Genomic DNA, 24,539 nt, shown 5'->3' on the forward strand with positions numbered 1-24,539 from the left:
TCGGCGCTCACCCCCCGGTCGACTGCTCGAGCATGGTCGAGAGGAGAGTCTGGAAGTAGCCGGGCGCGCCTTCTCCGCCCACCAGGGTGAGGCGGTCGAGCAGGAGATTGCTCGACTCGCACGAGGTCTCGGGCGACAGCACGCACGCGTGGCACGCTGCCAGGTTGAGCCCGTCGATGCTCTGCGGCTCGCTCTCGCTGCAGACCGGGTCGTTTGCGCACCACGCGGCCTGCTCCACCGCGCGCACGACCGCGTTCGCCAGATGCGCGGTCTCCCCCTGCCGGACCAGGCCGCCGAGCGTCCCCTCCACGTCGGAGGACGTGGTGTAGATGAACACCCCGTAGTCGCCCTCGCCCTCGCAGTAGATGCGCTCGCGGAGCGACGGGGCTGAGTATCCGCTGCGGAACGCCAGCTCGGCCATCAGAACGTGCGCGAGGGTGTGAAGCAGGACGTACTCCGGCGACGCCTCATGCAGTCGGCCGCCGAGCACGGATGCAGCCTGAGCTTCGACGACCGGGGCGAACCTCGCCGTGACGGCGGGAGATGACGCCCACGCATCCACTGCGGCCCCGCCGAGCTTCAGGAAGATCCCCTCGCCCCAACCCTCGACAGCGGGTAACCACTTGGATTCGAGGTCGCTCGCGGGCACGGACGGCACCAGCTCGGCATCGGGCCGGTATCGCGAGAAGCCGTAGGACGCGCGAACTTCGCGCACCCGGTCGACGAGCACGACCGAGTCGACGAGAGAGCGCAGTCCCGACGCGACCGGCCCTCCGTCGTCGGGGAGGGGTGCCCGGCGGGTCTCGAAGTCGACCGTCGGGGCGGCATCCCTCGACGCCGCGAGGAAGGCCTCGAACTCCTCTGCGAGCAGCGATCCGCGGGTCGCCCGAAGCGGCGGCGCGTCCCCGCGCGCCTCCGCGACGACCTCGCGCACCGTCGCTGCAGGGCACTTCAGTGCTGCGGACATCTGCGAAACGAGCTGCACCTCGAGGTCTGTATCGGGTCGGGCGAGCAGAGCGCCGAAGAACGGATGACGTCGCACTGCGTCCTCGATCTCGAGCGCCCTCCCCTCCACCTCGGGTATGTCGATGGCGCTGACCGTCTCCCCGAAGTGGAGGCTGGTCGCGCCCCGCTGCTGGACATCGATCGGCTTGCCGCAGCCGGGGGAGCCGGACTCCCACGGCTGCGCGCCCCAGCAGGTCTGACCCTCCCGGAGGAGGATGTCGCGACGGAGCTCGCCGAGACTGCGCGAAGTGCCGCACGCCTCGCACACGACCTCGAGCGCACTCAGGCCCTCCGCGCGACCCCTGGAGGAGCGGAACCGGAGTCGATCCGTGGACGAGCACTCGCCAGGGGCGCTCGCGTGCACCCACTTGACCCAGGGCACGTCTCCGACATGACTGCGCTCGGTGCAGACGACGACGAACCTGATCGGGACGAGACGGCCCTCGCACTCCTCGCAGAGCGGGCGCGTCCCCTTCTCGCGGCTTCTCCGCCACCGCGTCATCGCCTGGCACTCCTGGCAGACCAGCCAGGACGGGAAGCGGACGAACTCCAGGCCGCCGCTCCGTCCGCGACCGTCCTCCTTGTGAGGAGGAGCGCCCCAGAGCCGGTCCACCCGGAGTTTCGACGCGAGACGGTCGCAGGGGATCTCCTGCCGCTGCGCGACGGGGGGCCAGTGGTCCCCGGTGACCGCCATGAACGATTCGCCGACGATGTCAACGATGGCCCCCGGGCCGAACGGCGAGACCGTCTCCGAGAGCCTGATCGACCGCTGCTTGACGTCGTTCATCGTCTCTCCCCATCCGCTCGGATCCGAACCACCTGATCGACGGAGCGCATCGAGTTCATGACGGGCCACCCCGCCCCCGATTCCGTGAACTGCCGGAGGAGCCTCTCGGACGCCTCCGCGGATCGGTACTTCAGGCCCGCTCCAGTCTCGCGCGCCTCGGAGGCGCGCCGATCCCACTCGTCCACCGCAGCGCGGAGCTCCTCGGCGACCCGAGCGCTCTCCGGAGGATCGGCTTCGGCGACATGCGCGAGGATCGCGTCGACGACGCGCTGCGTCGATACGGAGTCCTTCCGGAACATCCGTGCGTCGTCGTTCCCGCTCAAGCCGGCCGCATGACGCATCAGGATCACCAGGATCGCGCGGAGCGCGCGACGGCGCGCTTGCAGAGCCCACGGCGAGACCGACGAGGGTTCGACGAAGCGGTAGATGGACGTGTGATGCGGGATGAAGGACTCGAAGATCGAACGGTCCCTCGGTTTGCTCGAGCGGAGCATGGTCACCACCAGTCCCGGCACGGCCCCGCGTCCCACGCGACTCGTCGCCTGAATGTACTCGGAGGTCGACTTGGGCTGGCCGTTCACCAGCATGAGCCCGAGCCGCGCGACGTCGATGCCAACGGACAGGATGTTCGTGGTCGCGAGCGCGTCGAGTGCCTCCCCGTCGTCGTCAGGGCCGACGCCGAGCTGGTCTAATACACGGAGAAGCTCGTCTGCATCGACGTTGCCGTTCAGCTCTTCGACGCCGTCCCGCGCGGGGACTCGGGTCGGCGCGCCGGTCGAGTCGCGCATCCTGTCGAGATTGGTGCGGACGTCGTCCCGAAGGATCGTCACTGTTCGGCCCAGCTCCCTGAGGCTGTTGTGGTATACGACCAGTGTCCAGTAAGCGTCCAGGGTCGCGCCCTGCATGTCCAGACCGACGGGTGCCTGCAGGAGATCGGCGGCCATCTGCCCCAGGGCCCATGCCGGGGTGTGAGCCTGCGGCATCACTCCGACGTAGAGCCGCCCAGGGGTGTCGGGATCCGGTTCGGCGAAGTAGTTGTCATCCGCGTCGATCCCGCTCGGCGGGAAGAGAGCCACATCGGATGCCATGAGCTCCGAGATCTGGCTCGACGCCGCTCTCGTCGTCGCGGTGGAGGCCACGACCTTGGCCGGGCTGCCCGTCCAGGAGAGCAGCGCCCGCACTGCGGCCTCGTAGACGCCGACGATGGTGCCGAGCGGGCCCGAGATGAGGTGCAGCTCGTCCTGGATGATGAGTGAGGGCGGGCGGCAAGCGGAGCTGCCGAGGCCGAACAGCTCGGCGCCCTTCGGAATCCATGCCAGTCGGGCGAGCTTATCCACGGTGGCGACGAGCATCGTCGGCGGCTCCTCGTAGATCGCCTCGTCGACGACCTGCACGGGGAGGGATGCGTGGAACTCGCATTCGGCGCGGGGGCAGAAGAACTCGAAGCGAGCACTGTCGGCTCTGATGCCGTACCTGCCCTCGTCCGCGGTGCGGCGCACCGGCAGGATGCTCTCGTCGCACCAGGGGCAGGCGCGCACCTGGAAGCGATTCCGTGGACGCGCCTCCTTCAGCGTGCTGCGGCGCTGCACCTTCGCTTCCGCGAACGTTCCCGGTGTCGTCGAGTTGCCGAGCCACAGCCCGATGGAGAACGGAGGTGCGCCGCGGAGCGCGGGTTCGGCGCGCCGGAGCAGCTCCAGAGCGCAGATCAGGATCGCTGCGCGCTGGAACTGCTGCGCCGTCAGCAGCCGCATCGTGTAACGGGTAATGACCGCTGTGCCGCCGCCTGCATGGCCGTGGACCAGCCGGCGTCGGATCATCTCGATGGCGGCCAGTCCCAGATAGGCCTCGGTCTTGCCGCCACCCGTGGGGAACCAGATCAGGTCCACCAGCTCGCGATCGCGGTGCGAACCATCCACCGTCGACGCGAGGCTCAGAAGGATGAACCCGAGCTGGAACGGCCGCCACCGCGGCTCCTCCGCACTGTCCGACCGCGAACGCAGCATCTGAGCGCGCATTGCCCTGTTAGCGAGCCGGAACGACGTCAAGGTCGCAGCGTCTCGTCCCAGGAGCTCGACGCCCTCCTCCATTCTGACGATCGCGCGCTCGATCTCCGAGCCGATCGCGTCCGCAGCGATGCGGTGCCGCTCAGCGACGCTCTCGGCCTTCCGGTCGACCTCCTCCGACCACGCACGATAGTCCTGGATGAAGGAGCGCAGCCCGCTCTGGAGCGCTTCGATGTCAATCTCCGCGTCGCCGAGGACGTCGAGCCGCAGGAAGTCCCCGTCCCCTCGACGCGCCCGGATTGCAGGGATCTCCGCCGCCGGCATCACGGCGGTGCGTATCGCGGTCGGATGGTCTGCTGCGCCCCAGTCGACGGAGACACCGTGCCCGACGCCGAAGGAGTGCTTGTCCCGATACCGCAGCTCGAGCTCGAGCTCCTCATCCGAAGTGGTGAAGGGCCTGCTCGACGGGTATGGGAGGAGGGTTCCGTCGTTCAGCTCTACCTCGAATCCGGCCTGGAACAGGCAGAGCTCCGGTCGGGCCTTCGCCTCGCCGCGGCCGACGGTCGCTGCAGAGGAAAGCGCGACGGTGGTCAGGGAGCCGCGGTCGAAGCGACGTGTCCGCCAGGTCACGCGCGCACGCCCACCGAAGATGGCCGCGGTCCCGCTCCTTCGCGCGTCGATGACGACCGCCTCGTCGATCGGGCGCCGTGCCCAACTGCGGGGAGTAGACGCCGTGGGATCGTCCGACATCTCCGACTCGCTCGTCGTCGCCCGGCCGACGGTGTCGGAACCGAACTCGACCGCTGCAGGCGCCGGCGCGCCACCCCGCTGCTCGTAGACGCCGGCGAACGCTCGGATCTCGAGGTGGTCGGAGTCGTGGAGGAACGACATGCCCATCGAGGAGGGCGCCCAGCCGAACGAGCCGACGAGGTTCTTCCCGGGGTCCTCCTCGGTGTCGTCCTCGACGGGCATCTCGGAATCCTCGAAGATGTCCGCATCGTCTCCTTCGAAGTCCGCCTCGTCAGCCGACAGCGGCTCGTCGAGGAGTCCCCCGATCAGGGGGGAGCCATCCGCTGCCTCGCTCTCGATCGGGAAGAGGACACCCACGAGGTACGTGAAGACCGGGTTCTGCTCGATCACCTCATCCGGCTCGCCGAGGGGCCCGATCCACTCCGCACGCAGGCGCTCGACCAGCCGGTGGCGATCGTCCTTCTCGTCGATGCTCATCCCGCGCTCCAGAGATGATCGAACTCGGTGAACGCGAGACGATCACCGAACTGCTCGAACGTGTCCTCGACGTTCACGATCAGACACCTCTCCTTGCCGCCGTTCCTCGGCCCGCGTAGTCCGCGGCCGATCATCTGGTGGTAGCGGTTCGGGCTGAAGGTCGGACGCGCGATGTAGAGCGCGCGGGTCTTCGGGGCGTCGAAGCCCTGCGTCAGCAATTCGCAATTGACGAGGATCCGTGTCTCACCCGCCTTGAACTTCTCGATCACCCGGCGGCGCTCAGGCATCCGCATGCTGCCGTCGACCGCTGCTGCGTCCTCCCGTCCCTCGAGTCGGAGCAGCGCGGCCACGGTGTGGGCGGAGACCACTGACGGGGCGAAGACGAGGATCGGCCACTCGGGGTCCTGCTTGAGGATGTCGTCCACGAGCATCTGAGTCCTGTCGAGATCCTGCCCGATACGGTCGAGCATCGACTTCGTGACCTCCTTCAGGCGGAAGAACTCCTTGTCAGCTGTGGCGTCGAGCGGGACGTTCATGCCGGTGAGCACTCGATGGTCGACCTCCGCCAGCACCTCACGACGACGCAGCTCCGCGATCGGCTCATCGCCGAGACTGGGGGCGTCGATGCGCCGGGCTCCGAAGCGATTGGCGAAGAGCCGGTTCGTCTCGTCGTTCCGGCCGCGGTACGCGGTCGCGGTCAGCCCGATGAGGGGGCGGTCCGTCCGGGACGCGGTCAGCCCGAGCCATCGGAGGATCTCGGTGTAGCTGCGGGAACCTGCGGTGTGGGCCTCGTCGATCACGACGATCCCCGGCTCCGACAGCCATCTGTACATGTCCGCCTGCGGGCTGTTGATGCGGGTCAACAGCTGATCGTCCGTGGCGACGACGATGTGGACGTCCTGGACCGATTCGTCCAGCTCCCGACCGCCGAAGAACCGCGATATTTCCATGACGCGCCGATCCCCGACTGCGCGCCAGACCTCCATCCAGGACGCGATCGCCTGCTCGCAGAGCTCCTCGGACTGGGCGATCCAGAGGATCGGGCCCCTGAGCTCGTCGCTCACCAGGAGCCGCACGATCGACTCCACGGCGACGCGTGTCTTGCCGGCCCCGGTCGGGAGGTTGAGAAGAGCGCGCGCCGCCTGGCCGTCGGTGCTCCGCTCCAGGGCGATCTCGCGCACGCCCTTCGCGATCTCCTCCTGGAAGTCGTGCAGCGGCGCGAGCTCCACCTTTCCCAGAACGTGCTCCACCGGGAGGGGGTTGCGGGCCTTCGCCCCGGCGAACGCCGTCGCGAAGCCGAGGGAGGCGACCAGGCGTTGAGCCTCGGGCGAGCCCGCCCATTGCTGCGGGACCTGGATCCCCTTCCCTGCCATCGTCTCCTTGAGCATGAGGAGCGCGTCGTAACCCCTCACAGTCAGGTAGAGCTCCGCGACCTCGCGATCGTTCTGAGCGCCCTTCCGCTGCCGCACTGATGCGAGAAGCCCATCGGGAAGCAGGCCACCGAGCTGCTCTGCATCGGCGAGCAGGAGGATCTTCTCCACGTCGGACCCTGCGGCGCGCACTCTTCCGACAAGTTCGTTCACGCGGAGCTGCTGGCCGAGGTCGATCACCCGATGGATCTCCTCGTCCGACAGTCGGAGCTGGAGAAGCTGGGAGACCTGCGACAGCACGCCGATCTCGTCGAGCGATTCGTCGATCGTCAGGAGATCTCCCTGCTCGATGCCCAGCAGCTCCTTCTCGCGCATGCCGTTGGGGCCCTGGATCTTCCTGACGATACGCGGGCTGGATCGCACCTTGTACCGGGAAAGGTCCGCATCGCCCGCGAGGCGAGGGAGGGCGGGGAAGACATCGAGCAGCGGTACCTCCTCGGCTCCCTCGATGATCTCCAGTGCTCGTCGGAGGACCTCTTCGCTCGTCCTGAGCCCCCACTGGTCGGCGAGCCGGGCAGCGGCGGATTTGCTGCACGGGAGGTAGGACGTGCCATCGGCGCGCAGCTCGAGCGCGTCATCCGCGCTGAGCGCGAGCACGACGGAGGATCGCTCCACGATACGGATCTGCCCGTCGGGCGATACCGCGGGCAGCTTCGCACTCCGCGTGAACTTCCTTCTATCTGCAGCCTGGAGGAGCGTCTCGGTCAACCGCTCCATGCCGTCGGCCTCGAGCATGTAGTCGCTCCGCCGGAACGCGAACTCGATCGCCGAATCCGGGGCTGACGCCAGGTCTTTCGGAAGAGAGAGGGCGAGAGCGAGGTCGCGATCAGCCATCACCGGGAGGAACGCGCCGTAGGCGGACAAGCTCGGGCCGAGGGCGACCGCGAAGGGCAACGAGCCCAGCGTGGTCTGAGCCCGGCCGTACTCGGTCAGCGCCCACAGCGCCGGGGACACCACGTCCGTGGCGCCCTTCGCGCCCGTCGACACGGTGAACCCGATGCTGAGCTTCTGGGTGTCCAGGTTGCGGATGATCTCGGCGGACCACGCCGTGAGCGCCTGGTGATCATCCTTCAGGTCGTGGAGGAGGCTCAACGGGCCCGTTCCGACGGCAGTCGGCCAATGGATCTCGAGCAGACGCGCATTCTGGGCTGCGAGACGAGCTTCCAGGTGGCTGGTCACATGCGACCGCCACCGGGCGTACACGAGGTCGTCGCTCAGGTCGGCACGCGAATCCGCACCGGTGAGGCATCCCGCGGCTGCGAGGAGATCTCCGCGACCGCGGTGAATTGCTGGATCCGCGTGCAGGGCGTCATTCTCGGCCGCGATCCGCTGATCCGCGAAAATCGATGACGCGGTCCGCCAGGTCCCGGTTCTGTCGCGCACCTTGATGGTCCTGCCTGCGTCGACCGCCTCTCGCATCGCCCGGATGCCCGACGCGGGTGAAGCCGAGGTGATGGCACTCCAGTAGCGCTCCCACTCGGCCTCGCCCCAGGACGATCTGATGCCTGCGGTGAGCGCGGTGGCGGTCTGGTCGATCGAGACTCCCTGGAAGCCGAGCCCTCGGAGGACGGCTCTGATCTCGGGCACGCTGCTGAGGGCCCGATCCACGATGGGAAGTCCTTCCGGTACGACACTTCCGGGCTCTGCGAGGAGCACGCGCGAGCTCTCGGCCGCTCGTGCCCAGCCGCCGCCCTCGAGGGGAATCACCGGGGAGGAGAAGATCTCCGGGAGGGAGCCCGCCCGACGAGGGACGCCGGCGAGGATGTCGAGTGCTGCGAGAATCGCCTTCTGATCGCGGACCATTGCGAGCTCGCGCAGCCACGCCGTAGCCGTCGTCTCCGAGCGGCCGCGGCCGGCGTCGTCCGTCGCGCGGAGCAGTGCCCGCAGTCTCGTCCTGCGGGTCGGCGTCTGGTAGCAGCGCCAGTGCGGGACGTCGGAGCGAGGAACTGACGCCTGCCAGTCGCGCACTCCTTCCGGTTGCACCTGATCATCGTCGGTGTCGAGCGCGCCGTGGAAGTGCTCCGCGACCCGGAGAGCGCCGTTCGCATCGGGGATGAAGGCACGTCTGGATGCGAGTTCGGGGATGCGACGGGAGAGGAACGAGTCCGCTTCGCTCCGGGTCTCTCGTCCGCGGGCGGGGAAGAGGTCGAAGTGAGCGGCCGGATCCTCAGGTGTGGATGCGCGCCCTGCTACCTCGAGGAACAGCTCCGCGGATGCTTCCAGCAGCTCCCGATTGAGGGCGCTCATGCCCGGGACCAGCGCGGTCCGGTCCTCGATGAGGTGCCATGGAGCATTGAAAGCACCGCGGGCGGTCGTGAAGTCGCCGAGGGGGAACCACGCCCACAGGCGGCCCAGCTCGGCCGTTTTGCCGTCCAGTGGCGCCGCGTAGGAGACGAGCATCTCGTCACGCGCGATCGTAGAGGGGAGTTCGGCGAGGGCTTGAGTCGAAGGTCGCACCATGCGTGACGCGTAAGCGTAGCGCCGCACCTCGTCCCCATTGGTGATCGTGACGTCGTCGGCATCCCGCTGCCGGAGGTACGTCCGCGGCTCGCGCTGGCCCTCCGCGCCCGCGAGGACGACGCCGAGCTCGTTCACCCAATCCAAGAACAACAGGTAGTTCGGAGGCAGATTCACCAGCTCTTCGCGCACTCGAGCGCCACCCCGGGCGAGAGGCAGCTTCACGATCGTGGATGCCCATGTCATCAGGTCGGCGAGGTCCGGGTCCGACGCCGCCTCCGCGCGCGCATCGATCACTGCGGGTACCCGCATGACGGGGAAGCGATCGCCCTCGATGCCCGCGTCGATGAAGATCGACTGAGACCCGGGCGCATTGAACTGGAATGCGACCGTCCGGCTGAAGACTTGCGGATTGTCCGTCAGCGCCAGCACGGACTTGAAGCCGAGCCCGAATCGACCGATCTCATCGCCGCGCTTCGAGGCGATGAAGGCGTAGCAGAGCGCGGTCACGCCCCGTTCGTCGAACGCCGCACCCTCGTTGGCGCAGTAGAGATTGCCGCCCGCTATGCGGAACTCGACCCGCCCGGCTGATCCTCCGGTCAGAAGGGCATCGGCGGCGTTCTGAAGCAGCTCGGGAATCTGCCGCTTCCCGTATCCGCCCGAGGCGAGATCCTCCTCATGACCTAGGTGCTCCTGAAGCAGGAGCGGATCATTCACGTAGTTGGAGATGGCGATTCGCTGGCGCTCGCCTACGAAGGCGACGAGAGCTGCGTCGGGTTCCGGCCAGACCGACACGGGGTGACTCCTTGTCCGCCCTCATCCGTGAGGGACTCTCCGACCCTACCGAGCGGCACCGACATCCCGATGTCACGCGTTCGGGGTACGCGGACGGCGCGCGTTGAGGATCGTGCATGATCGGGGCCATGTCCCCCGAGCCGCGATCGTCGGACACGTCATGGGCCGTGAATCCCGGCGTCCGCCGCTCCATGCTGTCCAATCGTCGGAGGGACACCGCCCCCGAGTTGGCTGTGCGCCGCATGCTCCACGCGAGTGGCTTGAGGTACCGCGTCGACTTCGCGCCGACTGCGAACAAGCGCCGACGCGCCGATATCGTCTTCACACGGCGGCGTCTCGCGATCTACATCGACGGCTGCTTCTGGCATTCATGTCCACTGCACCGGACCAGTCCGAGAGCGAACTCCGACTATTGGGAGCCGAAACTTCGGCGCAACGTGGAGAGGGACCGGGAGACGACCGCCGCGCTCGCGGCCGCGGGCTGGTCGGTGTTCAGATTCTGGGAGCACGAGCCTCCCGAACTGGTCGTCGCCACCGTGATCGCGGCCCTCCGGGATCAGGTGCCGGAGCACAGTGCTGGTGTCGACGCCCTCTCGATCGCGGCGATTCGGATCACCGCTCGGTCAGATCCGCATACTCCGGGTGCCGCCGCATCCACATGACGGCGAAGGGGCAGCGCGGCTGCACGCGGTCGGTGCTCTCTGACCTCAGGTGATCGAGCACAGCCTGCACGACCTCCCCGCCGACGCCCTTGTTGCGCAGGAACGGCGGCACCTCCACGTGGATGAGCTGCACCACGCCGTCGCGGCGGTCGTAGGCGATGAAGCCGCGCAGCTCCTCGCCGTCGTGCACCGTGTAGCGCTCGGAATCGGGCTCGTGGGTCACCGTCAGCGTCATGACCGTGACCCTACCGAGCGACCCCGAGCGGGCATCCAGCTCGCAAGCAGAACCGGGTTCAGGCGGTCAGTGCATCCACGTTCTCGGGCGACAGCGCGTAGTGGATCGCGAGCATGCTCGCGCCGATGACGGCCGCGTCGGCTCCGGTGCTCGACTCGACGATCGCCAGGTGCGTCGCGGCGAGCGGGGTCGAGCGCGTGTATACGACCTCGCGCACGCCCGCGAGCAGGTGCTCGCCGGCCTGCGCCATCGCGCCGCCGATGACGATCACCGAGGGGTTCATGAGGCTGACGCACGCGGCGAGCACCTCGCCGATGTCGCGGCCGGCCTGGCGCACCGCCTGGATCGCGTCGCGGTCGCCGCGCTTGGCCTATGTCACCCGCGATGCCCTGGGCTCCACACTGCGTCACCGTGGCTTTCGTGCCGGGACCCTCGAGCGCTGACCAATGCTCGCCGGCCAGTTGTGGCTTGATGAACCGACCCTCGCATCATGTTCCTGCGAGGGTCGGAGACGTCGGAGGACGTGCAGATCGACCACGTCGTGTCGTTATCCAACGCGTGGCAGACCGGGGCCCAGCAGCTCGATCAGCAGTCTCGGATCCGACTCGCGAACGACCCGCTCAACCTCCTCGCCGTAGACGGGCCGTCGAACATGCAGAAGAGCGACGCCGACGCGGCGACCTGGCTTCCGCCGAACCGCGAGTACTGGTGCCCCCTCGTCGCACGGCAGGTCAGCGTGAAGGCCAAGTACGGTCTCTGGGTGACGCCGCCCGAACGAGACGCGATCGCACGCATCCTCGATTCCTGTCCTGGTCAGTCCGCGCTGCGAGGCTGACGCCGCTATCCGGCGAGGGGATGCCGATCCAGGAGTCGCGCTAATGAAGCAGCCGCCCCCGAAGGAGGGCTACCTCGGCGACACCGGCTGCTAATAAATTTCACATATGACTGACTCATCCACCCCTATGCCCCCGAGCGGCTCACCCGCCGCTCCGTCGGCGGGCGCGACCTACGCGCCCGCTCCCACCGACCCCAACTTCGGTGCACCCGCCAAGCGTCCCGGCGGCAACGGCCTCGCCATCACGTCGCTCATCTTGGGCATCGTTGCCATCCTGGGATTCGCCGTCCCCGTTCTCAACGTCTTCTCGGCACTGCTCGCCGTGGTCGGCCTCGTGCTCGGCGTGATCGCGTTCATCCGCAAGGCCGGGTCGCGCGGGCTCTCGCTCAGCGGCACGATCGTCTCCGGCCTCGCGCTTCTGCTCTCGGTCATCTTCATCGTGATCTACGCCGTCGGCCTCAGCGCCGCCATCGATGAGGTCTCCAGCGACGACCCGGCCGTGGTCGAGACGCCGGTCGCCGAGAGCGAGGCCGAGCCGGCCGCGCCGGCGGATGAGGAGGCTGAGGAGCCCGCGGCGTCCGACGTCGGCACTCGCGAGAACCCCGCGCCCATCGGCACGACGATCGAGGTGAGCTCGTTCGATGAGGTCATCTACGAGGTCACGCTCGGTCAGCCTGTCCTCAACGCCAACGACGCCGTCGCGGGCGCCAACCAGTTCAACGAGCCGGCAGAGGCGGGCTTCCAGTACGCGCTCGTGCCGGTGAACGTCACCTACGTGGGCTCGGAGACCGGAACGCCCTGGATCGACCTCGCGGTCGAGTACGTGTCCGCGGCGGGTTCGACCCACACGCAGGCCGACTCGCCGTCAGTTGCCCCGGAGCCGACGATGATGAGCATCAACGAGATGTACAACGGCTCCACCGCGACCGGCAACATCGTCATCATGATCCCCACCGAGGGTGCTGCCGGCGGCGCGTGGACGGTGAGCGCCCTCTTCGGCGACCCGTTCTTCTTCGCCGCCGAATAGGCGACCACTGACCGTCGGCCCGGATGATGCACGCGTCATCCGGGCCGACGCATGTCCGCAGACCTCACGATCAAGCGGTCAGGCGGTCAGCGCATCCACGTTCTCGGGCGACAGCGCGTAGTGGATCGCGAGCATGCTCGCGCCGATGACGGCCGCGTCGGCTCCGGTGCTCGACTCGACGATCGCCAGGTGCGTCGCGGCGAGCGGGGTCGAGCGCGTGTATACGACCTCGCGCACGCCCGCGAGCAGGTGCTCGCCGGCCTGCGCCATCGCGCCGCCGATGACGATCACCGAGGGGTTCATGAGGCTGACGCACGCGGCGAGCACCTCGCCGATGTCGCGGCCGGCCTGGCGCACCGCCTGGATCGCGTCGCGGTCGCCGCGCTTCACCCGCTCGACGACCTGGGCGCCCGACTCGAGCGGGCGGTCGCCGTCGTGCAGGGTGCCGGCGATGGCGGGGCCCGAGGCCAGAGCCTCGAGGCAGCCCTCGTTGCCGCAGTGGCACGGAACGCCCGCGCCGCGCGCGAGCCGCACGTGGCCGATGTCGCCGGCGATGCCCTGGGCTCCGCGCTGCAGCACCCCGCCCGTCGATCGAGCCCCGATAGGGTCGCCGCATGGTGACGATCGCGAGAACCGACGCTGAGCTCGACGCCCTCGTCGCCCGCCTCACCGACCCGAACCGCGAACGGCCCCTGGTGGTCGCCACCACGACGTTCGCGACCGGTGAGCCGTTCCTCGACCTCGACCGCCTCGCATCCGACGTCGGCGACGTCGCCGATCTCGCGCTCATCTCCTCCGGCCAGCTCACCTACCGCTTCGCCGCGGCGCTCCCGCCGGGCTGCGAGACCTACAACGGCGCCGTGCGCTCCTTCCCCGGCGGCGCCGACTGGATGCGCCGCCCCGAGCGGGCGCGCCGACGCTTCTCCTTCTTCGACCACGATCGCGACCGGATGCACGACTCGGTCGTCGACGACGTCCTCGGCATGGCGCACCGGGCCGGCCTCACCCGCGCCTCGACGAGCGGCGCCCGAGCTGTGACCGGCACCGTTCAAGGGCTCGTGGCCGACGGTTCCCGCGCCATCGTGCAGCTCGACGACGGCGGCCTCGCCACGATCACCGCCGAGCTCGCCTTCCCGCCGGCGCCGCTCGACTGGGTCATCCGACCCGGCATGACCGTGCACGGGATGCTCGATCCCGAGTCACGCCGCCTCGCACTCGACCCGGCCATCGCCGGCGCGGGCGACCTGTGGTCGCAGTTCCCCGAGGGCGGCGTCACCCTCGCCCTCGTGCACGAGGTGGATCGGCAGCGAGCCACCCTCCTCGTGCATCCCGCGCACCCCGTGACCGTCACCCGCGCCGAGCTGTCGGCGAACCCGCGCGACCGCGTCGACCTGCTGCTCGCCGAGGGCGACGTGATCGAGGTGCGGGTCGTGCGCGGCGCGCGCGGCGAACCGGCGCTGCGCACCATCGACCTCGACGACGACGAGACCGTGTTGCCGGCCGTGGCGCTGACCCCGGGCGGGATGCCCTGGCTCGAGCCGGGCCGCCCCCTGCCCGCCACCGAGGCCGACGTGAGGGCGGCCGACATCGACACCATGCTCGGATCCCGAGCCCGCGGCGCTGCTGCCGCGGCCGGCCCCGTCCCGGTGCCTGAGGCGCCGACGACGCGCATCGAGGCGGCACCGCCACCGGCACCGGCACCGGCACCGCCACCGGCTCCCGCGCAGGCCCGACCCGTTCCCGGGGCCGGCCCTCGACGCGTCGTGCCGCTCCAGTCGGGCGAGGCGACCTCGACCGCCCCGCACCCTGAACTCCCTGCTCGCGGTGCGTTGCAGAGCGCCCTCGCCACGGTCGACGCGCTCAAGGCTCAGCTGCGGGCTGAGAGGGCGCATCGCGCGGACGCCGAGGCGAGCGAGCTGGGCCGGGAGGTCGCGCAGCTCAAGGACCTGATCGGGGAGCTCGCTCGCGACGCCCGACGCGCCTCCGATGAGGCCGCCGTGCTGAGAGAGCGGCTCGGCAGTGCCCAGAGCGCGCTCCGCCAGGCCCGACGCACGGGCGGGGAGTCGGCGGTCGTGCGACCGCGCGATCGCCGTGATCGCTTCACCACGGCGGAGGACTGGGTGCGCCACGAGCTCTACCTGCTGTGGATCGAGCGCCTCGATGCGACGACGCGCGCCGAGCATCCCCTGCCCGACGAGATCGCGATCGGCGACCGCTTCTGCGAATCGCTGGAACCGCTCGACGACGGTCAGCTCGCCAAGGCGCTGCGCTGCGCGATGGAGGCGGTGACGCACTTCATCGGGCGCCTGCCCGCGCGCGAGGTGCACCCGTTGCGCTCGGGTGACGGCGGGGATGACGCGCCCGTCGTGCGATCGGCTGACGGGGCGCGGTGCCTGCGCGCGTACATCGAGCAGAGCACGCCGCAGGCGCGGCGGCTGCACTACTGGTCGATCCCGGGCGGGGGCATCGAGCTCGAACGCGTCGTGCCGCACGACGACGTCGAGCCCTGACGCAGGCTCACCCGAAGAAGATCGGATCACCCGAGTCGGCGAGGTACTCGAGCAGATGCTGCACGCGCGTCGTCGGGCGGGTGTACTCGTAGAGGTGGAACCGGCCGTTGCGGTCGCACCAGTAGATCGACCACTGCGCCGTCGTCCCGGTGTAGCGCAGGCGGGCGATCGGCGAGCGCGTCTCCGCCCCGATGCCGTTCCACGGCGGGCGCACCTCGACGATGTCGACGTGGCGCGGCGTCGCATCCGCCTCGAGCCGCACCTCCTTCCGCATCTCCTCGGGCCACTGCTCGCGGCACCACTGTCGGATCCGGTCGAGGTCGCTCGGGGGAATCGCCATACTCGATGGTCCCGCGGGCGGCACTTCGCGTGCAAGGGGGATGCTCGAGGGGGCTTGCGGGTATTTTCCCACAAAGCGTAGTGTGGGGTAATCCCCGCATCGCCTGATGGGGGGGAAGGGCCCACTATCGAGGAGCGACATGCCGGAACTGCGTGCCCGCAAGCCGAGCGATCTTGCCGCCGTGATCCGGGCTGCCCGCGAGGACGCCGGTCTGAGTCAGGCCGAACTCGCTGAGCGCCTTGCCTTCTCGCGCGATTACATGGTCGATCTCGAGGCGGGCAGAGCGGGCCTTCAGTTGACTCGGCTGTTCCGGGTTCTGCACGAGCTCGGGGTCACGGTCACCCTCGAGTACGAGGCCGATGATGCCGGCTCTTGAGCTCTTCCTGCACGACCGATTCGTCGGCACGGTCGAGCCGGCGCCGCGCGACCGGACCCGGGTGGTGCTCGCCGTCGATCCGGGCTACGAAGGCGAGGGCATCCTGCTCAGCGAAGCGTTCGCCGTGCTCGCCGGACGCCGCGCACCGACCGAGGCGGTGTCGAACTTCCTCGGGGGCTACGTGCCCGAAGGCAACCATCGCGCCGCCCACCATCGAACCCCTCGATGACCGGATGCTGGACCAGCGTCTGCGCCAGGCGATCGACGACAGCGACCAGGGCATTCCTGACGACAGCCGTTCGACGCTTCCCGGATACCAGCCGAAGCTGCTCGTCTCGAGAGCCGGCGACGGGTGGGCGTTGCCGCACGGCAGAGCTCACTCGACCTGGATCCTCAAGCCGCAGGTGCCCGCGCGGCCGACCCGCATCATCGACGAGCACTACGCCCATCTGCTCGGGCGGCACCTCGGCATGCTGGACTACGCGAGCGAGCTGCGAACGGCCGGCCGCACTCGCTATCTCGCCATCGAACGGTTCGATCGCGAGGTCGTCGACGGAGAAGTCCGACTGCATCACCAGGAGGATCTCGCTCAAGCGCTGTCGCTCGACTGGCGCAGGAGCGACGTCAAGTTCCAGGACCCGCGGCGTCCCCGCGACCCGAAGCGCGCAACCGCTCGACGCATCGGCGAAGTGCTCGGCACCATCCCCGCCGCCGACACCCCGGTCGAGGCGTGGCTCGCGAGACTGACGTTCCAGGTCGCCATCGGCGACAACGACGCGCACGCGAAGAACGTCGCGCTGCTCCATCTGCCGACCGGTACGCGACTCGCGCCGCTCTACGACGCGGTACCGAAACTGTTCCAGGAAGGCCTGATCTCGCACGATCTGGCACTCGCCATCGACGGGCAGTTCGACCACCGTCGCATCTCGGTCGAGCGACTCGTGAGAGAGGCGGTGTCCTGGGGCGTCATCTCACCCTCACGCGCCGAGGCCGTGGTCGAGACGATCATCGGTGCGGTCGCCCGAGCAGTGGATGAGGTGAGCGCACCCCGCGGACTCTCCGACGGTCTCGTCGACGCGCTGCGGTGGAACACGCGGCGGCTGCAGAGCGGCAGCGAGATCAGCGAGCCGAAGCGCTGAGGCGGTCCGTTCGGCCCCGCGGGCCCGGCGTTCGGGCGCTTGAGCGCACATTCGATGGGCAGAACATCCCGCCTCTGAGCCGCCGATCGAGCAAGCTGGCTGGCTGGCCGGCCCGCCGGAGCGCGCGCCGGCGCTACGCGCTCGCCCGCACCACCACGTCGGTCGGCATGAGCACGCGCGACGAGCTCGGCCCGCGCCCGGCGAGCAGGTCGAGCATCATGCGCGCCATCGCCTCGCCCATGAGCTCGGAGGGCTGCCGCACCGTCGTCAGCGGCACCTCGCCGGTGAGGGCGGCCGGGCTGTCGTCGAAGCCCATGACCGCGACGTCCTCCGGAACCCGGAAGCCCCGTTCGCGCAGCACGTTCACCGCGCCGAGCGCCATGAGGTCGCTCGCGACGAAGATCGCATCGAAGTTCTCACCCGAGGCGAGCAGCTCGCGGGCCGCGCGGGCGCCGCCGACCATCGTGAAGTCGCCGTCGGCGCGCGGGCCCTCGGGCAGCGAGGCCGCGGCGAGGGCATCCCGCCAGCCGGCCAGGCGGTCGAGACCGGCGGGCATGTCGACGGGGCCGTGCACCGTCGCCACCCGGGTGCGACCGTGCTCGAGCAGGTACCGCGTGCCCTCGGCGGCGGCGAGGCGGTTGTCGACGTCGACGTAGTACGTGCCGGGCGTCTGGTCGGGGTCGATCGGACGACCGCCGAAGACCACGGGCAGGCTCGCGCCGAGGGTCGCCAGGTCGTGGTCGCCCGAGTGGTGCGAGACGACGATCGCGCCGTCGACGTTGCCGCCCAGCAGGTAGTCGACCGACTTGCGCGAGCCCGAGGGCCCCGCCAGGTGCAGGTTGAGCACGTAGTCGCTGTCGTCGAGCACGCGGCTGATGCCCTGCACGACGGCGGCGAAGTACGGGTCGCCGAAGAAGCGGGTCGTGTCCTCCGGCGCGACGAGCGCGATCGCCATCGAGCGGCGGTTCGCCAGCGAGCGCGCGGCGCGGTTCGGGCGGTAGCCGAGGCGGTCGATCGCCTCCTGCACCGTCGCGATGACGTCGGCGCTCACCTTCGGCGAGCCGTTCACCACGCGCGACACCGTCGAGCGCGAGACGCCGGCCTCGGCCGCCACCATCTCCAGCGTGGGCGTGATGCGCGCCGGGGCGGTGTCGATGCTCATGCTGCGCAGTCTAAACCGGGCGTTCCGGGCGAGCCGTGCTCAGACGACGGCGTCGGCAGCGGCATCCGGCCCCGCCGCGCCATCGCCCGCCGAGCCCGCGTCCGCGCCCGACGCCGAGCTCGCACCCGCGCCCGCACCCGTCGCCGGCAGCGACCGCTCGCCGATGATGCGCCGGTACCGCAGCCCGCTCGTCTTCACCGTGCGCTGCTGCGTCGCGTAGTCGACCCGCACGAGCCCGAAGCGCTTGTCGTAGCCCCAGGCCCACTCGTAGTTGTCCATGAGCGACCAGTAGAAGTAGCCGAGCACGGGCACGCCCGAGTCGATCGCGTCGAGCACGGCCGCGAGGTGCGCCTCGAGGAAGTCCGCGCGCTCGACGTCGTCGACCGAGCCGTCGGCCTCGACGACGTCGTCGTAGGCGGCGCCGTTCTCCGTCACCGCGAGCGCGACGCCCGCGGGCTCGGCGTACTCGGCGTGCACGCGCTGCAGCAGGCGGGTCAGCCCCTCGGGCTGCACCTCCCAGTCCATGGCGGTGACCGGCAGCCCGCGCGGGTGCCAGTGCACGCCCTCATCGGCGGGGAACGGCGAGCGCTTCGGGCGCTCCGAGGGCGCGGCGGGCGCGAGGGCGGCCCCGGTGAAGGGATGCCCGCTCACCGCGTCCCCGTGGTAGTAGTTCACGCCCAACGCGTCGATGGGCGCCGAGATGGCCTCGAGGTCACCCTGCTGCACCGGCAGCGCGAGCCCGAGGGCGGCGAGATCCTCGACCACGTCGGCGGGGTAGGAGCCCCGGAAGATCGGGTCGAGGAACAGCCGGTTGTGCTGCCCGTCGATGCGCCGCGCGGCGTCGAGGTCGAGCGGGTCGTGCGGGTCGACGGGGTCGGGCACGGTCAGGTTGAGCGTGATGCCGAGCTGCAGCGAAGCATCCCGTCGGCGCAGCTCCTGCGTCGCGAGCCCGTGACCCAGCAGCAGGTGGTGCGCTGCGTCGAGCGAGGCCTGCGGGTCTTGGATTCCGGGCGCGTGCTCGCCGCTGAGGTAGCCGAGGAACGCCGAGCACCAGGGCTCGTTGAGCGTCGTCCAGGCCTGGATGCGGTCGCCGAGCACGTCGTGCACGTGGCCCGCGTACTCGACGAAGCGGTGCGCGGTGTCGCGGTTGCGCCATCCGCCGCCCTCCTCGAGCGCCTGCGGCAGGTCCCAGTGGTACAGGGTCAGCCAGGGTTGGATGCCCGCCTCGAGCAGCTCGTCGACCAGGCGCGAGTAGAACGCGAGGCCCTGCGCGTTGACCGCGCCGCCGTCGGGCTGCACGCGCGACCACGACGTCGAGAAGCGGTACGTCTGCACGCCGAGCTCGCGCATGAGGCCGACGTCGCTCGAGGAGCGGCGGTAGTGGTCGCAGGCCGGCTCGCCGTCATCGCCGTTGACGACGGCGCCGGGCACGCGGGCGAAGGCGTCCCAGATGGAGTCGGTGCGGCCCTCCTCGTGGGTCGAGCCCTCGATCTGGAAGGCGGCGGTCGCGACCCCGAACCGGAAGTCGGCGGGGAACGCGCGGGCGGCGGCCCGGGGGGCCACGATCGGGGCGGGGGTGAGGAGGGTCATCCCTTCACAGCTCCTTGCATGATGCCGCTGACCAGTTGGCGGCCGGCGACGGCGAACAGGATGAGCAGCGGGATGGTCGAGAGCAGCACGCCCGCCATCACCACCGAGTAGTCGACGAAGTAGTTGCTCTGCAGCAGCGAGAGCGCGACGGGCAGCGTCGGATCCTGCCGGTCGAGCACGATGAACGGCCAGAAGAAGTTCGTCCAGGTGGCGATGAAGACGAACAGGGCGAGCATCGCGGCGGCGGGGCGCGCGGCGGGCAGCGCGATCGACCAGAAGGTGCGGATCATGCTGGCGCCGTCGACGCGGGCCGCCTCGATGAGCTCGTAGGGCAGCGCCTGGCTGAGGTACTGCGTCATCCAGAACACGCCGAACGCGCTGACGACCGCCGGCAGGATGACCGCGCTGAGGGTGCCCGCGAGCTGCAGCTGGCTCATCGCGATGAAGAGGGGCACGACGCCGAGCTGGGTCGGAACCGCCATCGTCGCGATGACGAAGATCAGCAGCCCGTTCCGCCCCCGGAACCGCAGCTTCGCGAAGGCGAAGCCCGCGAGGGTGGAGAACAGCACGACGGCGGCGGCGACGACGGTCGAGACGATGATCGAGTTGCCGATCGCGCGCCAGAAGTTGACGCTGCCGTCGGTGAGCACGGCGGCGGCGTTGTCGATGAAGTTGCCGCCCGGCCACCACACGATGTCCTGCCGCGTGATCGTCGAGGCGTCGCCCGATCCGATCAGGAACGACCAGTAGAGGGGGAACACCGAGCCGAGGATGACCGCGGTGAGGAACCCGTAGGCGAGGAACCCGGGTCGCTGCCCGTTCTGCAGGCGACGACGGCGCTTCGGGCGGCGGGCCGCGGCGCGCTCGGCGGGGGAGGACCCGTGCGGAGCATCCGCCTCGACGACGGCCACGGGGGGAAGGACGGGGGCGCTCATGCGTCGACCTCCTGGTCGCGGCGCGTGCGGGCGGCGCGGCGAGCGGCCCGGTTCAGCACCTTCTGCGGGTTGTCGCCGCTGGCGATGCGGCGGGTGATGGCGAGGTTCAGCAGGCCGACGAGCACGATGATGATGAACAGCAGCCAGGCCACCGCGGCGGCGCGGCCGAAGTTCAGCTGGCCCCAGCCGAGGTTGTAGAGGTAGATCGTGATGGTCATCCACTGACCGGATGCTCCGCCCTGGCCCGCGCTGTCGTACAGGCGCGGCTCGTCGAAGATCTGCAGCCCGCCGATCGTCGAGGTGACGATCACGAAGATCAGGGTCGGGCGCAGTTGCGGGATGGTGATGGAGAAGAACTGGCGCACGATGCCGGCGCCGTCGATCATCGAGGCCTCGTAGTAGTCGCGCGGGATGGCCTGCATCGCGGCGAGGAGGATGAGGGCGGTGTAGCCCGTCCAGCGGAAGTTCACCATCGTCGCGATCGCGATGTGGCTGGCGAACACGTCGCTGTGCCAGCCGATCGGGTCGATGCCGATGTTGCCGAGCAGGTTGTTGATGAGCCCGTACTGGTCGCCGAACATGTTGCTGAAGATCAGGGCGACCGCGACGGGGGCGACGATGTACGGCAGCAGCACGCCCATGCGCCAGAAGGTCTTGCCGCGCAGGTTGCGGTCGAGCACGGCGGCGATGAGCAGCGCCGTGGCGACCTGCGGCACCGACGAGATGAGGAAGATCGAGAAGGTGTTGCGCAGGGCGATCCAGAACTGCTCCTGCTGCAGCACGAAGGCGAAGTTGTCGGCGCCGACGAAGTCGCCCTGGCCGCCGATGAGGTTCCACTCGTGCACGCTGACCCACGCCGTGTAGAGCAGCGGGAACAGCCCGACGATCGCGAACAGGATGAAGAACGGCGAGATGTAGAGGTACGGCGAGTACTTGACGTCCCAGCGGGAGAGCTTCTGCGAGAAGGCGATGCGGCGCACCTGCCGGTCGGTCTTGCCCGTCGTGTCGGAGGGGGCGCGCCCCGACGGCGGGGCCGTGGGCGGCGTGCCGGTGGCGCGCGGCCGGTCGGCGGTGGCGGTCATGGATGCTCCCGGGAGGTGTCGTCAGCGGCGGTGCTGCACGGGGTCGAACGAGGGGGTGCCGGGGGCGTGCGGCGCGGTGGTGCGCCGCACGCCCCCGGGTTCAGCTGGAGTCGGAGAGGCTCGGCCTAGCCGAGCGCCTCGACCTCGGCCACGAACTGCTCCCACGAGCTCTCGATCGTGTGGGTGTCGTCGACGTCGACGCGGGTGAGCGCCTTCTGCAGCGCGTCATTGATGGGGAAGTACTTCACGCTCTTGAAGGGCGCGACGCCGATGGCCTCGGACCGGTTGACGAGGATCTCGCCGACGGGGGCGTCGTTGAAGTACGCGTTCGTGGCCGAGAGCAGGGCATCCTGCTCGTAGGTCTCGACCTGGCTGGGGAAGGTGCCGGCCGCGTCGAAGGCGGTGAGCTGCTGCTCGGGGGCGGTCAGCCATGCGGCGAGCTTCGTCGCCTCCTCGACGTTGGCGCCCTGCGCGGGAACGGTCAGGTACGAGCCGCCCCAGTTGCCGCCGCCGCCGGGGAACACGTCGGCGATGTCCCAGTCGGTGACCTCGGGGGCGTTGCCCTCGATGACGCCGAGCATCCAGCCGGGGCAGAGCATCGTGGCGAAGTCGCCGTTCGCCATGCCGGCGAAGAAGTCGTCGCTCCACTGCGCGAGGTGGGCCGACTGCGTCTCGCTGGCCTCGAGCACCTGCTCGTAGATCGCCTTGACCTCGGGGTTCTCGGTGGCGATGACGGTGCCGTCCTCCTCCTCGTAGGCGAACTCGACCTGGTTGATCATGCCCTGGTAGGTGGCGCCGGCCGAGTCGAACCAGGCGCCGCCGGTGGCCTCGACGAACTGGTCGCCGACCTCGAAGTAGCGGTCCCAGTCGCCCTCGAGCAGCTCGGCGACCTCGGCGCGGTCGGTGGGCAGGCCGGCCTCGGCGAAGAGGTCGGCGCGGTAGCAGACGGCCTCGGGGCCGATGTCGGTGCCGTAGGCGACGAGGCGGCCCTCGGCGTCGGTCGCGGCCTCGGACTTCCAGTCGACCCAGCGGTCGGCGACCTCGGGGTCGCTGAGGTCGGCGAGCAGGTCGGAGTACTGCATCATCTCGGCGAACCAGTCGACCTCGACGCCCTCGATGTCGGCGAGGCCGGAGCCGGCGCCGAGCTTGGTGAAGAAGTTGTCGCGGGCGTCGTTCGACGTGGCGGCCCGGTTGTGCACGATCGTCACACCCGGGTTGTCCTCCTCGTACTGGGCGAGCAGCTCGTCGGTGTAGCCGAAGTCGTTGAAGGTGGCGACCGTGAGCGTGATGTCGCCATCGGCTCCGGTCTGCTCGTCACCGGCACCGCTGCTGGCGCAGCCGGTGATGACGAGGGCGAGGGCTGCTGCTCCGGCGAGAGCGCCGGTCGCGGTGGTTCGACGTGAGAACGTCACGATCACTCCTTTGTGCGTGGGGGTGGGGGTGAGAGCGCTCTCACAGCGTGACGTGAGAGCGCTCTCACTTCGGCGCTCACTGTAGGCAGTGGTTTGTGGGACTGTCAACGAAATTTCCACATCGCTCTGAAATGGCTGGTCAGCAGCGTTATGCATACGCATGGATGCCCGGCGCGGGTCGCGCGGTAGCCTCGGGTCATGCCGTTGCCGCGCCGAGTCCCGAGGTCGAGGGGCCTTCGTCGGCGGGGGGCGGGGGCGGCTCCGGCGCTCGCGGTCGCGGGCGTGCTGCTCGCGGGGCTCGCGGCCTGCGCGCCCGCGGTCGAGCCGGCGCCGCCGGCCGTGTCGGAGCTGCCCGCGCCGGTCATCCCGAGCCCGTCATCGACGCCCTCGCCGACGCCGACCCCCTCGCCCTCGCCGAGCTTCGACCGCTCGGCGCTCTCGATCGACGATCCGGCCTCGCTCTGGGTGGTGTCGAACAAGCGGCGGCCGCTGCAACCGACCGACTTCGTTCCACCGGATCTCGTGCCGGTGCCCGTGGCGTACACGAACGCGCCCTCGCTGCGGCGGGAGGCCGCGGATGCCGCCGTCGCGGTCGTGCAGGCCGCGCGCGACGAGGCGGGGCTGGAGCTGCTGTCGCTGAGCGCGTACCGCAGTTACGGGGTGCAGGTCTCGGTGTACAACGGCGTCGTCGCGCAGCAGGGGCAGCAGGCCGCGGACCTCGTCAGTGCCCGCCCCGGCCACAGCGAGCACCAGACCGGGCTCGCGATCGACTTCGGCTCGCAGCCCCAGGTGTGCTCGCTGCAGCCCTGCTTCGGCGAGACGCCTCACGGGCAGTGGTTGGCGTCGAACGCTCATCGCTTCGGGTTCGTGCTGCGGTACCCGGACGGGGCGACGCCGGTGACGGGGTTCTCGTACGAGCCGTGGCACTTCCGGTACGTGGGTCTCGAACTCGCGGCCGAGATGCGCGCGACCGGGGTCGCGACGCTCGAGGAGTTCTTCGGGCTGCCTGCCGCGCCCGACTACGGGTAGGGGGTTGCCCGCCCGCCCGCCGGCCGGCTCGCCCGCCCGGCCGGCCGCACTGCCCAAGGATTCTCTCGGAGCGTCTGTAAGCGGAAGCTTCCACAACCCTGCAGGGATGCGGAAGCTTCCGCTTCCGCAATATTCGAAGCGGAGCCCCGGAGACGTCGCCGTCGACGCGGTCACGCGGCTCGCGTCGCTCGGGGCGCGGCGATCCGCCGGGGTTATGTGCGATGAAGGGTCCACAACCCCTGACGGTTGTGGAGCCTTGGGCGCACATAGCGTCAACGACGAATCTCTCGCCTCATCGCGGGGCGGGTTCGGATCTGACCGGCCGCGGAGGCTACGGGAGAGCGGGCGCGAGCGGGGGGAGCGGCGCGGGAGTGGCACAGCACTCCGGCTCTCCGGCGTGGGCGGGCGCGGATCTGGGCGGGTGCGCATGTGGGCGGGTGCGCGTGCGGTCGGGTGCGCATGCGGGCGGTGGCGGAGGCGGGCGAGCAAGGAGGCTGAGAC

19 protein-coding genes and 1 pseudogene are annotated in these 24,539 nt (G+C 69.8%); 8 read left to right on the forward strand and 12 right to left on the reverse strand.

Annotated features, from left to right (window positions below):
- Window positions 1-7 precede the first annotated feature (7 nt).
- The 3 genes from drmB to HGB54_RS00985 are packed head-to-tail and all read right to left on the reverse strand — an operon-like array spanning window position 8 to window position 9,704.
- Window positions 8-1,792, reverse strand: a complete 1,785-nt coding sequence (gene drmB, locus HGB54_RS00975) for a DUF1998 domain-containing protein (RefSeq protein WP_168914791.1) — start codon at window positions 1,790-1,792, stop codon at window positions 8-10.
- Entirely contained in the window at window positions 1,789-5,022 is a 3,234-nt protein-coding gene (locus tag HGB54_RS00980; protein WP_168914792.1) for a helicase-related protein, read from the reverse strand. The genes drmB and HGB54_RS00980 overlap by 4 nt, the downstream gene beginning before the upstream one ends.
- The gene (locus tag HGB54_RS00985) at window positions 5,019-9,704 is read right to left on the reverse strand and encodes a sacsin N-terminal ATP-binding-like domain-containing protein (RefSeq protein ID WP_168914793.1); all 4,686 of its coding nucleotides are present in this window, start codon (window positions 9,702-9,704) and stop codon (window positions 5,019-5,021) included. Before HGB54_RS00985 ends, HGB54_RS00980 begins: the two co-directional genes overlap by 4 nt.
- Window positions 9,705-9,820: 116 nt before the next feature.
- On the opposite strand from HGB54_RS00985, the gene HGB54_RS00990 reads away from it, so the two are divergent.
- Window positions 9,821-10,366, forward strand: a complete 546-nt coding sequence (locus HGB54_RS00990; protein WP_323740671.1) for a very short patch repair endonuclease — start codon at window positions 9,821-9,823, stop codon at window positions 10,364-10,366.
- Here HGB54_RS00990 and HGB54_RS00995 read toward each other — a convergent pair.
- Together HGB54_RS00995 and HGB54_RS01000 are read right to left on the reverse strand one after the other, a co-directional pair.
- On the reverse strand, window positions 10,317-10,601 hold the full coding sequence (locus HGB54_RS00995) for a GNAT family N-acetyltransferase (protein WP_168914794.1): 285 nt from the start codon (window positions 10,599-10,601) through the stop codon (window positions 10,317-10,319). The genes HGB54_RS00990 and HGB54_RS00995 overlap by 50 nt on opposite strands.
- Before the next feature lie 58 nt (window positions 10,602-10,659).
- A pseudogene (locus tag HGB54_RS01000) lies at window positions 10,660-10,968 on the reverse strand (ROK family protein); the annotation flags it as partial.
- Window positions 10,969-11,091: 123 nt separating this feature from the next.
- Here HGB54_RS01000 and HGB54_RS01005 point away from each other — a divergent pair.
- Together HGB54_RS01005 and HGB54_RS01010 are read left to right on the forward strand one after the other, a co-directional pair.
- A complete protein-coding gene (locus HGB54_RS01005) occupies window positions 11,092-11,436 on the forward strand; it encodes an HNH endonuclease family protein (RefSeq protein WP_228545881.1) in 345 nt (114 codons plus the stop codon).
- Window positions 11,437-11,542: 106 nt separating this feature from the next.
- Complete coding sequence (locus HGB54_RS01010; RefSeq protein ID WP_168914795.1) at window positions 11,543-12,463, forward strand: DUF4190 domain-containing protein; 921 nt, start codon at window positions 11,543-11,545, stop codon at window positions 12,461-12,463.
- Window positions 12,464-12,541: 78 nt separating this feature from the next.
- On the opposite strand, the gene HGB54_RS01015 is transcribed toward HGB54_RS01010, so the two are convergent.
- Window positions 12,542-13,042, reverse strand: coding sequence for an ROK family protein (locus HGB54_RS01015; protein WP_323740672.1), 501 nt, complete (start codon window positions 13,040-13,042; stop codon window positions 12,542-12,544).
- Between the two features lie 35 nt (window positions 13,043-13,077).
- Between HGB54_RS01015 and HGB54_RS01020 the strand changes: the two genes are divergently transcribed.
- Window positions 13,078-14,973, forward strand: coding sequence for a hypothetical protein (locus tag HGB54_RS01020; RefSeq protein ID WP_168914796.1), 1,896 nt, complete (start codon window positions 13,078-13,080; stop codon window positions 14,971-14,973).
- 7 nt (window positions 14,974-14,980) lie between these two features.
- On the opposite strand, the gene HGB54_RS01025 is transcribed toward HGB54_RS01020, so the two are convergent.
- Complete coding sequence (locus HGB54_RS01025) at window positions 14,981-15,313, reverse strand: DUF3024 domain-containing protein (RefSeq protein WP_168914797.1); 333 nt, start codon at window positions 15,311-15,313, stop codon at window positions 14,981-14,983.
- A gap of 139 nt (window positions 15,314-15,452) precedes the next feature.
- Between HGB54_RS01025 and HGB54_RS01030 the strand changes: the two genes are divergently transcribed.
- Genes HGB54_RS01030 through HGB54_RS01040 form a run of 3 tightly spaced genes read left to right on the forward strand, consistent with a single transcriptional unit; the run spans window position 15,453 to window position 16,828 of the window.
- Window positions 15,453-15,689 carry a helix-turn-helix domain-containing protein gene (locus tag HGB54_RS01030; RefSeq protein WP_168914798.1) on the forward strand — a complete coding sequence of 79 codons (237 nt, stop codon included), beginning with the start codon at window positions 15,453-15,455 and terminating at the stop codon, window positions 15,687-15,689.
- Window positions 15,673-15,918, forward strand: a complete 246-nt coding sequence (locus HGB54_RS01035; RefSeq protein WP_168914799.1) for a hypothetical protein — start codon at window positions 15,673-15,675, stop codon at window positions 15,916-15,918. Before HGB54_RS01030 ends, HGB54_RS01035 begins: the two co-directional genes overlap by 17 nt.
- A 4-nt stretch (window positions 15,919-15,922) precedes the next feature.
- On the forward strand, window positions 15,923-16,828 hold the full coding sequence (locus HGB54_RS01040; protein WP_168914800.1) for a HipA domain-containing protein: 906 nt from the start codon (window positions 15,923-15,925) through the stop codon (window positions 16,826-16,828).
- 133 nt (window positions 16,829-16,961) lie between these two features.
- On the opposite strand, the gene HGB54_RS01045 is transcribed toward HGB54_RS01040, so the two are convergent.
- The 5 genes from HGB54_RS01045 to HGB54_RS01065 all read right to left on the reverse strand — a co-directional run bounded on the left by HGB54_RS01045 (window position 16,962) and on the right by HGB54_RS01065 (window position 23,009).
- Window positions 16,962-17,990, reverse strand: a complete 1,029-nt coding sequence (locus tag HGB54_RS01045; RefSeq protein WP_168914801.1) for a LacI family DNA-binding transcriptional regulator — start codon at window positions 17,988-17,990, stop codon at window positions 16,962-16,964.
- A 39-nt stretch (window positions 17,991-18,029) separates the two neighbouring features.
- Window positions 18,030-19,580, reverse strand: a complete 1,551-nt coding sequence (locus tag HGB54_RS01050; RefSeq protein WP_168914802.1) for a GH1 family beta-glucosidase — start codon at window positions 19,578-19,580, stop codon at window positions 18,030-18,032.
- Window positions 19,577-20,515: a carbohydrate ABC transporter permease gene (locus tag HGB54_RS01055; protein ID WP_168914803.1), complete on the reverse strand. Its 939-nt coding sequence runs from the start codon at window positions 20,513-20,515 to the stop codon at window positions 19,577-19,579. Before HGB54_RS01055 ends, HGB54_RS01050 begins: the two co-directional genes overlap by 4 nt.
- Window positions 20,512-21,597 carry a carbohydrate ABC transporter permease gene (locus tag HGB54_RS01060; RefSeq protein WP_168914804.1) on the reverse strand — a complete coding sequence of 362 codons (1,086 nt, stop codon included), beginning with the start codon at window positions 21,595-21,597 and terminating at the stop codon, window positions 20,512-20,514. Before HGB54_RS01060 ends, HGB54_RS01055 begins: the two co-directional genes overlap by 4 nt.
- 125 nt (window positions 21,598-21,722) lie before the next feature.
- Window positions 21,723-23,009, reverse strand: a complete 1,287-nt coding sequence (locus HGB54_RS01065) for an ABC transporter substrate-binding protein (protein WP_407663495.1) — start codon at window positions 23,007-23,009, stop codon at window positions 21,723-21,725.
- A 198-nt stretch (window positions 23,010-23,207) separates the two neighbouring features.
- Here HGB54_RS01065 and HGB54_RS01070 point away from each other — a divergent pair, with 198 nt between their 5' ends.
- On the forward strand, window positions 23,208-24,038 hold the full coding sequence (locus tag HGB54_RS01070; protein WP_168914806.1) for a M15 family metallopeptidase: 831 nt from the start codon (window positions 23,208-23,210) through the stop codon (window positions 24,036-24,038).
- Window positions 24,039-24,539: the final 501 nt, after the last annotated feature.

Origin of the sequence: Microcella flavibacter (assembly GCF_012530535.1) — a bacterium.
Lineage (GTDB): Bacteria > Actinomycetota > Actinomycetes > Actinomycetales > Microbacteriaceae > Microcella > Microcella flavibacter.

Excerpts from the sequence above, each read along its gene's own strand:
- drmB (WP_168914791.1), bottom strand. The coding sequence starts at position 1,792 with ATGAACGACGTCAAGCAGCGGTCGATCAGGCTCTCGGAGACGGTCTCG.
- HGB54_RS00980 (WP_168914792.1), bottom strand. The coding sequence starts at position 5,022 with ATGAGCATCGACGAGAAGGACGATCGCCACCGGCTGGTCGAGCGCCTG.
- HGB54_RS00990 (WP_323740671.1), top strand. The coding sequence starts at position 9,821 with ATGATCGGGGCCATGTCCCCCGAGCCGCGATCGTCGGACACGTCATGG.
- HGB54_RS00995 (WP_168914794.1), bottom strand. The coding sequence starts at position 10,601 with ATGACGCTGACGGTGACCCACGAGCCCGATTCCGAGCGCTACACGGTG.
- HGB54_RS01005 (WP_228545881.1), top strand. The coding sequence starts at position 11,092 with ATGTTCCTGCGAGGGTCGGAGACGTCGGAGGACGTGCAGATCGACCAC.
- HGB54_RS01010 (WP_168914795.1), top strand. The coding sequence starts at position 11,543 with ATGACTGACTCATCCACCCCTATGCCCCCGAGCGGCTCACCCGCCGCT.
- HGB54_RS01020 (WP_168914796.1), top strand. The coding sequence starts at position 13,078 with ATGGTGACGATCGCGAGAACCGACGCTGAGCTCGACGCCCTCGTCGCC.
- HGB54_RS01025 (WP_168914797.1), bottom strand. The coding sequence starts at position 15,313 with ATGGCGATTCCCCCGAGCGACCTCGACCGGATCCGACAGTGGTGCCGC.
- HGB54_RS01030 (WP_168914798.1), top strand. The coding sequence starts at position 15,453 with ATGCCGGAACTGCGTGCCCGCAAGCCGAGCGATCTTGCCGCCGTGATC.
- HGB54_RS01035 (WP_168914799.1), top strand. The coding sequence starts at position 15,673 with ATGATGCCGGCTCTTGAGCTCTTCCTGCACGACCGATTCGTCGGCACG.
- HGB54_RS01040 (WP_168914800.1), top strand. The coding sequence starts at position 15,923 with ATGCTGGACCAGCGTCTGCGCCAGGCGATCGACGACAGCGACCAGGGC.
- HGB54_RS01045 (WP_168914801.1), bottom strand. The coding sequence starts at position 17,990 with ATGAGCATCGACACCGCCCCGGCGCGCATCACGCCCACGCTGGAGATG.
- HGB54_RS01050 (WP_168914802.1), bottom strand. The coding sequence starts at position 19,580 with ATGACCCTCCTCACCCCCGCCCCGATCGTGGCCCCCCGGGCCGCCGCC.
- HGB54_RS01055 (WP_168914803.1), bottom strand. The coding sequence starts at position 20,515 with ATGAGCGCCCCCGTCCTTCCCCCCGTGGCCGTCGTCGAGGCGGATGCT.
- HGB54_RS01060 (WP_168914804.1), bottom strand. The coding sequence starts at position 21,597 with ATGACCGCCACCGCCGACCGGCCGCGCGCCACCGGCACGCCGCCCACG.
- HGB54_RS01070 (WP_168914806.1), top strand. The coding sequence starts at position 23,208 with ATGCCGTTGCCGCGCCGAGTCCCGAGGTCGAGGGGCCTTCGTCGGCGG.